Here is a 7,155-nt window from a genome sequence, read left to right as displayed (position 1 = left end):
GGCTCCCGGCTCCCGGCTCCCGGCTCCCGGCTCCCGGCTCCCGGCTCCCGGCTCCCGGCTCCCGGCTCCCGGCTCCCGGCTCCCGGCTCCCGGCTCCCGGCTCGATTCTGTAGCGCATCCATCAACGCCAGGCAACCGTTCCTCCCCCGCTCTTCCTGGAAGGCTACTCGCCGCCCCGGCCCACGACGGCTTCGGCATGGGGCGGTGCGGCCGAACGGGCCGATCGCACGCTTCTCCGCGAGCAAGGAGCATGGATCGGGCGGGAGTTCACCCCCCCCATGGCGCGGCGGGGGCACGTGTCTGGTGAGGTCCGGGTCCGGGTCCGGGTGCGGGACGGATGCCGGGCCTGCCAGGGCCGGCAGGTCAGCCGGTGCCCGAGGGGCCCGGCCCGGAACCGGGGGCAGGCGTCGCGAGCGTCAGCGCCGAGTCCGCGTGGAGCGTGATGCGCACCGGTGTGAAGGTGGTGGCGTCCAGCGGCGGCTCCCCGGTGCCGGGATTGCGGGCGTAGCGCGGATGGGCGCCCGCGCTGATCTGCCAGCGCACGCGGTGACCGACGGCGAAGCGGTGGGCGGTGTGGCTCATCGGCACAGTGATCTGCGACGGCTCCTGCCCGTCCGTCCGCAGTCGGCCCAGCCCGTCGCAGATGTTGACGGAGCGGCCTTGTGCGTCCACGTCGCACAGACGGGTGAAGACGTCGGCGTGGCCGGTGTCCGTGGAGACGCTCAGCCGTGCGGAGACCGGGCCGAGGATGTCCAGGGGCTCGGTCAGCGGGGGGCCGGTGAAGGTCAGTACGTCGTCCCGGATCTCCAGGGTGCTGTTGTCGCGAGGACCGGCGGTACGGGAGAGCAGCGGGCCGCCGAGGGAGGGGGTGGGGTGGTCCGGGTCGTAGCGGAACGACGCCAGGGGCGCGGATCGCGTCGGAGCCTGCTGGACGAGGTGCCCCTGCGCGGTGGGAAACCACGGGCCGGCGACCGTGGCCGGCGGCCAGTCGTCGATGTCCCTCCAGTCGTCTTCGCCGCCGACGTGCACGCGCACCCTGGTGGGACGCAGGCCCGAGGGGTCGGCGTACAGGTGCGCGCGCAGCCAGGCGAGGCTTTCGGCGAACACCTCGGGCCACCCCTGCTGCAACGCCGATGTGTGGGTCCAGGGGCCGACGAGCAGGGCGGTCTCGCACCCGGCCGCACGCAGCCGGCGGTACTGCTCGAAGGTCTGGTCGCCCAGTACGTCGTGCCACCCGGTGATCAAACCGGTCGGCACGCTCAGCCGCTCCGCCACCGCCGCCGACGAAGCGCCGCGCCAGTACGCGTCCTCGGCGTCCGGGTGCGACATCACGTCGTCCAGCCAGGGCGCCTCGCCCCCGAGGGCGGACCCGTACGCCCCGCGCAGGGGCCGCGCGGTGGTGACATCGCGCAGGCGCCGCCGCAGACGCAGAGTCGCCCTCAGGAACGGCGCCGTCCCTTGGCGCTGGTACGTCATGCCGACGCCGACGGCGAGGGCGTTCTCCAGGCGGAGCGCGCCGCCGTCCGCGTGGAACAGGGCGTGCGGATCGTGCAGTCCCACCTGCACCACCATCGCCTTCAGCTCCGGTGGCGGGTCCGCGGCGAGGGCCCACTGCACGTAGCCCAGGTAGCTGGGGCCGACGGTCCCCAGTGTTCCGTCGAACCACCTCTGCTCGCGCAGCCAGGACACCGTGGCCAGGCCGTCGGCGGCCTCGTTGCGCCACAGGTCGAACTCGCCGCCGGAACCGCCGGTGCCGCGGCAGCTCTGCAGCACCACGTGGAAGCCCTGTTCGGCGAAGAGCACTCCGTACATGGGGGACCAGGGCAGGCCCCTGCCGTACGGCGAGCGGACCAGGAGGGTGGGGAAGTCGCCCTCGGCGCGCGGGAAGTAGTGGTCCGTGACCAGCGGGCTGCCGTCGGCGGCGGGCACCGGCAGCCCCGGCTCCCACCCGACGTCGTGCCGCTTGGCCGGGAGGCCGCGCCAGGTCGCCCTCATCATCCGTGCGGCCAGTGGCGGCTTACCGGCAGGCGGTGTCCAGGCAGGCCTCGGCGCAGGACCGTGCGTGCGTGATGCCATCGTTCCCCTCCTTGATATCCGTACAGTGTACGAGAATAGAGGATGCTTGGATGAGGCACGCAAGGGCCACCCCGATCGAGGAAGGGAGCGTGGACCATGCCCCGTGAAAGAGGCGTCGAGGCCACGGGCGTCGACCCCGAGCGGCTCTGGCTGAGTTCCTCCACGCAGCCCCGCAGGGGCCGCAAGCCCGCCTACAGCCGAGAGGTGATCACGGCGGCAGCCGTCGCCCTGGCGGACGCGGAGGGGCTGGAAGCGGTCACCATCCGGAAGGTCGCCGCACGGGTCGGAGCCGGCGCCATGTCGCTCTACAGCTACGCCCCCGACAAGGAGACGCTGCTGGAGCTGATGATCGACCACGTCAGCGCCGAACTGCCGACCACGCACACACCCACCACCGCCTGGCGCGCCGAGCTGAAGGCCATCGCCCACCTCCAGCGCGCCCACATGCTGCGCCACCCCTGGCTGCCCGCCGCGCTGGCCACCCGCCGCACCCCCGGCCCCAACACCCTGGCCTTCCTGGAACGCGCGCTCGCCGCCCTGCGGCCCACCGGACTGGACGGTGCGGCAAAGCTGGAGGTCTTCGCCCAGCTCACCGCATTCGTGGCCGGGCACGTCGCCCACGAGATCGCGCAGGCCGAGGCCTCGCGGTCACCCGACCGCACCGCGGCCGAAGCCCGCTACCTCACCGCCGTCGCCTCGGACGGCCGCCACCCCGAACTCGCCGAAGCCCTCGCCGCCCCCGGACGCCCCCTCACGCCCGAAGCCACCTTCACCCGGTTCCTCAACCGCCTGATCGACGGCCTCGACACCGCCTGACAGTGAGGATGTGAGTGGTGGTTCTGCTGATGCGTCTGACTCGCCGACTGACTGACGTCTTCGACTGTCCTGTTTGGGATTTGTCGGCGCGTCAGCGGGGCCACCCCACCCGCACCCCCGCACCCCCACGGCTGCGTTGCTCCTGGCCGTCGCGCTCGACGACCCGGGGGCGCAGGAGATGCCCCACTGCGCGTAGGGCCTGTCGGGCGTCCACGCTTTGGGTTCTGCGGACGCGCGTACGACGCGACCCCTGGCGACCGCTCCCCACCGCCCCTACCGGCACGCAGTGGCACGTGCTCCGGCTCATCGAGACGTCGGCGGACCGTGCCGCCGCTTCGGACGGCGTGGGTCATGCACCAGTAGCCGGAGAACTGCCCTACGCGGCAGACGCGGAGCCGACGTCCGGGAGCCCGAGCTGGAACCTGCCGAACTGCGCGCCGTCCCGGACGGCGAAGAACCGCTGCAACAGGTCCTCCTCCGCGAGCGCCCCGTTCAGCCGCTCCCGCACCTTACGCAGCACCTCCTGCGGGTCGTCCGGATTCCCGAAGCGCAGCAGCTCGGCACACATCGCCTCGTCCTCACGGAGCTGATCCAACAGCCAACGGGCCAGATCCATACCGGTGGTGCAGGGGATCGATCCGGTGATGTGGAGGGAGGGGCCTTCCTCGGTCACCGGGTCGTGCCAGAAGCCCCGGGGGAGGAAGAATACGTCGCCGGGAGAGAGCACCAGGTCGTCGACGACCTCGGCGGGCGGCGTGCCCATGGCCGAGTCCGCCGGGTGCATGGAGAATTCGTTGCGCCCGAAGATGCGCCACCGCTTCCTGCCCTGGAGCTGGATGACGAACACGTCGTGGTCGTCCCAGTGGGCGTTGAAGCTGCCGGTGGGTGCCCAGGAGGCGTAGAGGTTGAATTCGAAGTCGCTGAGCAGCCTGCGCTCGAATGCCTCGGAGAGCTGCGACACCCCGGGGTGGATCTCGTCCACGTACCTCATCGCGAGCGTGTGGCCCGCGTGGAGCGCCGTGCGCAGCTTCACCGGGTCGATGCGGACGCGCCGGCGGCCGCGTCGGGCGGCACGCGCCTCCATGTAGGCGGCCTCGGCCAGCTGCTTGCCGTCCCGCGACAACCGCATCTGGGGGGATCTGAGCTGATGCGTCTCCAGGAGCTCGTTCAGGTCGTCCCAGCCGAAGACGTCCCTGATCTTCTCCGCGGCCGCGGGGAACACGCGGTGTTCGTGGTGATAGATCCGTGACAGGAAGCCGTCGGCCATCAACGTGGAGATGACGTCTTCCATCGCGCCCGAGAGGTCTCTCGTGTCTTCCATGATTCCTCCGTGATTCGCCATTGGTGACCGACCCGCCGGTTGCGGTACGCGCCGCCGCGGAAAACGGACGCGACACCGTGCGTCCCCGTTCAGAACAACCCCAGAGGATCGCAAGGCAGTGAGCTTCTCCCGGCCGCTTCAGCCGTACAAGAGTGGAAGGTGCTCATGAAGTGACATTGCAGGAGGCTGAACATGAACGAAGCGCCCGAATGGGGCGCTGACTGCCGGTCAGTCCTCTGACCTGCCTGTCTCCTGCGGCGGCAGCTTCTCCAGCCCGTCCCCGGCACCGAGCAGTCAATGCAGTCCGTCCGGCCGTTGAGTTTCCGAGGGCTGCAACATGTTCGGCTGACGGGCTGCAGTGCCCTGCTTCCAGCAGCTCAGCGGCCGAGATGGGCACGATTGATGGTTGATGTCCAGTTTCGGTGAGATCCGTTCCCTTCAGGTTCCTGCAACGCCACATCATGTCCCATTGCCCTCATTGTCGTGCCGTCGCTCGTGGGGCAATTCTTGTCTCAGCAAGCAGGCAGGTGCTCCGGAGTCACTGGGGAAAACCTTCAGGCAACTCCGACCCGCTCTTGCTGATTCATATGGATAGGGGAGTTCGCTCCCCCTGTGGAAGGAATCATCATGGACTCTCAGGACACGAAGAACATCGAGCTCGTCGAGGAGAAGTCGGTGCTCGAGGACATCGAGATGCTGGCCTGGCCGCGCAACCTGGCCGTTGTTCCCGCGGATGTCCTCGACCTGGTCTGACACACAGGGACGAGGGGCGGGTCGGCGCGCCCATCGGGCCGCCGGCCCGCCCCGCCTCTGAAGCGTGACATCGCGACGGCATTGCAGGAAGACATCTCCCATGAAGATCACCATTAGAACTCCGCACCTCACCGTGGTGGATGACTTTCTCGGCGAGGCCGAATTCGCATCGCTGGCGACCTCGCTGCAGTTCCTGTCCTATCGCCCCATGCATTCCAAGGAATGGGTCAAGGCGTACGGGCTGTCATCGGCCCCGGTCCTTCAGAGCGAGCTGGCCACCCGGGGCCGGGTGGACTTCACTCCTCCGGGCATGAGCCGGGTGGGAGCGCTCGTCGAACGCATCGCCCGGCCGGACGAAGCGCTCCAGGACAGGTACCCGCAGGGGATCACCGGCCAGGGGGCCACCGTCACCGGCCGCACGGTGCTGTCCGGGGTAGGGGCAGGTCTGAACTGGCACAACGACGCCGAGAGCCTGCTGGGTGCCTACGTCTTCTACGGGCATCCGCGATGGGGTTCCTCGTGGGGCGGCGAGCTGTTCGTCCTTGCCGAGGACGAAGCGGCCGGCCGGGACGGGACCGGGCACTCCGATGGCCGGCCCCGGGAGATCAACGGCGACCTGGGTCCCGACTTCCTGCTCGACGTGCGTGCCGAGCAGTACAGGAACGACATCGGGCACGGCATCTTCGTCTCTGCCCGCCCCAACCGTTTGGTCCTGCTCACCTCCCAGGTCCATCACCGGGTCGCGCCGGTGACGCCCAGCGCGGGAGACCAGCCCCGGACGGCTGTCGTCGGTTTCTTCGTATCGGACGCGGGTCCCTCCTGAGGAGCTCCACCACTTCGTCCCAACTCCCAGCTCGGATCCGTGATTCAGTGACACCGCAAGCGATCATTCAGGACGCGATCGACCAGGCGATCGTGGAGGCAGGTACCAGCGGAAACATCGTGGTGCTCCTCGTCGACAAGGGACGCGAAACCTTGGTCGAGTGGGGACCGGTACATGCCGGCGTGGCACCGGCGGAGCAGTACTACCAGCTGGGTTCGATCTCGAAGTTCATCACCGCGGCAGCATGTCTTGTCCTGGACGGGCAGGGCGATCTGCGTTTGGACGAGCCGATGCGGTTCGTCGACCACCTGATTCCCCGATATCTGGGTCGGAGGGTTGCCCTCACGCCCCGCCAGGTCCTCCATCACCTGACGGGCCTCAACGTACGCAGTGTTCCCGGATACGCGCGCGATGAGACGGTTCCGACCGTAGCCGAGATCATTGCCGGTAAGGGTAGGTCGCCGGCGCTCGCCTTCACCGGGATACCGACGGGTCGTGTCGCCTACTGCAGCGGCGCCTTTGCGCTTCTTCAGGAAGAGCTCGGGCAGGGACGTGACATCGCTGGACTCCTCCCGGATACGATCCGCAGAATTTCCCCCGGTGCGGCCGTGCTGGCCGATTCTCTCGAAGGACCGGTGAACCATTTCCTGGCAAAGGGTTTCATCCATCCGGCGATACCCGTTCCGCACGGCTCCCTCCACTACCCCGAGACATGCGCCGGCGGTTTCTGGGCGCGTCCGAGGGACCTCATGGCACTGCTCGTCGACATCGCGGCCCACCTGCGGGGTGACGGCGGCAACGGAACGGTGAGCAGCCGTATCCGTGGAGACCTGCTCTCTCGCCGTCTCCATCCGAAGATGGCGATGTCCGTCCTGGTCGACGAGGACAAAGAAGGACGGACGTACTACCACCACCAAGGGGCCAGCGCCGGATTCACCACCGAATTCGCGAGCTACCCCCAGGAGGACGTACACATCGTCGCCGCGGCAACGGCCGCGGTCACTCCGCCGGAGCTGCGCACGGTGGTCAAGCAGGCGCTCGCCACCACCTCGGTGGGAACCTTGGCACCATCTGCGGGGAGCGTGCTTCCGGCGGAGAGCGCGACGTCGGCGGACAGCCACACCGAGGACACCGGGATCTATGCCGGCGACTCCCTCGGAGCCGAGGTCGCGGCGGACGTCGCCACGGTGCGCACGCGGAGCGGGTTCGCGCTCGAACTGCGCAGGACGGCCGCCCATGTCTATGCGGTACCCGGAGAGCAGTACCCCAGATGCGTGATCGACGGAGACCGGATGCGGTTCAGCGACGGCTCCCGCCTGTACAGGCTCAGCCGCTCCTCGACCTCCGGACCCTGAGAAAGATCGGT

Annotated in this window: 6 protein-coding genes; 4 read left to right on the top strand and 2 right to left on the bottom strand. The window is 69.1% G+C overall.

From position 1 onward, the window contains the following. Positions 1-363: 363 nt before the first annotated feature. Complete coding sequence (locus ACIA5F_RS00535) at positions 364-1,995, bottom strand: CocE/NonD family hydrolase (RefSeq protein ID WP_399348146.1); 1,632 nt, start codon at positions 1,993-1,995, stop codon at positions 364-366. A gap of 177 nt (positions 1,996-2,172) precedes the next feature. On the opposite strand from ACIA5F_RS00535, the gene ACIA5F_RS00530 reads away from it, so the two are divergent. Further along, positions 2,173-2,892 (top strand): TetR/AcrR family transcriptional regulator C-terminal domain-containing protein, encoded by a 720-nt coding sequence (locus ACIA5F_RS00530; RefSeq protein ID WP_399347562.1) that lies wholly within the window; start codon positions 2,173-2,175, stop codon positions 2,890-2,892. A gap of 376 nt (positions 2,893-3,268) precedes the next feature. Here the strand turns inward: ACIA5F_RS00530 and ACIA5F_RS00525 are convergent, their stop codons facing one another. Further along, positions 3,269-4,213 carry a cupin domain-containing protein gene (locus ACIA5F_RS00525; RefSeq protein ID WP_399347560.1) on the bottom strand — a complete coding sequence of 315 codons (945 nt, stop codon included), beginning with the start codon at positions 4,211-4,213 and terminating at the stop codon, positions 3,269-3,271. Positions 4,214-4,840: 627 nt separating this feature from the next. Here ACIA5F_RS00525 and ACIA5F_RS00520 point away from each other — a divergent pair. From ACIA5F_RS00520 to ACIA5F_RS00510, 3 genes are all read left to right on the top strand, one after another. Then, entirely contained in the window at positions 4,841-4,966 is a 126-nt protein-coding gene (locus tag ACIA5F_RS00520) for a hypothetical protein (RefSeq protein ID WP_268254146.1), read from the top strand. Positions 4,967-5,066: 100 nt separating this feature from the next. Then, on the top strand, positions 5,067-5,789 hold the full coding sequence (locus ACIA5F_RS00515) for a hypothetical protein (RefSeq protein ID WP_399347558.1): 723 nt from the start codon (positions 5,067-5,069) through the stop codon (positions 5,787-5,789). Between the two features lie 47 nt (positions 5,790-5,836). Next, positions 5,837-7,144, top strand: coding sequence for a serine hydrolase domain-containing protein (locus tag ACIA5F_RS00510; RefSeq protein ID WP_399347556.1), 1,308 nt, complete (start codon positions 5,837-5,839; stop codon positions 7,142-7,144). The last annotated feature ends 11 nt before the right edge of the window (positions 7,145-7,155 follow it).

The organism is Streptomyces sp. NPDC051567 (genome assembly GCF_044454165.1).
Taxonomy (GTDB): Bacteria; Actinomycetota; Actinomycetes; order Streptomycetales; family Streptomycetaceae; genus Streptomyces.
Note: the sequence above shows the minus strand (reverse complement) of the source record. Positions and strands in the feature narration are given on the sequence as shown.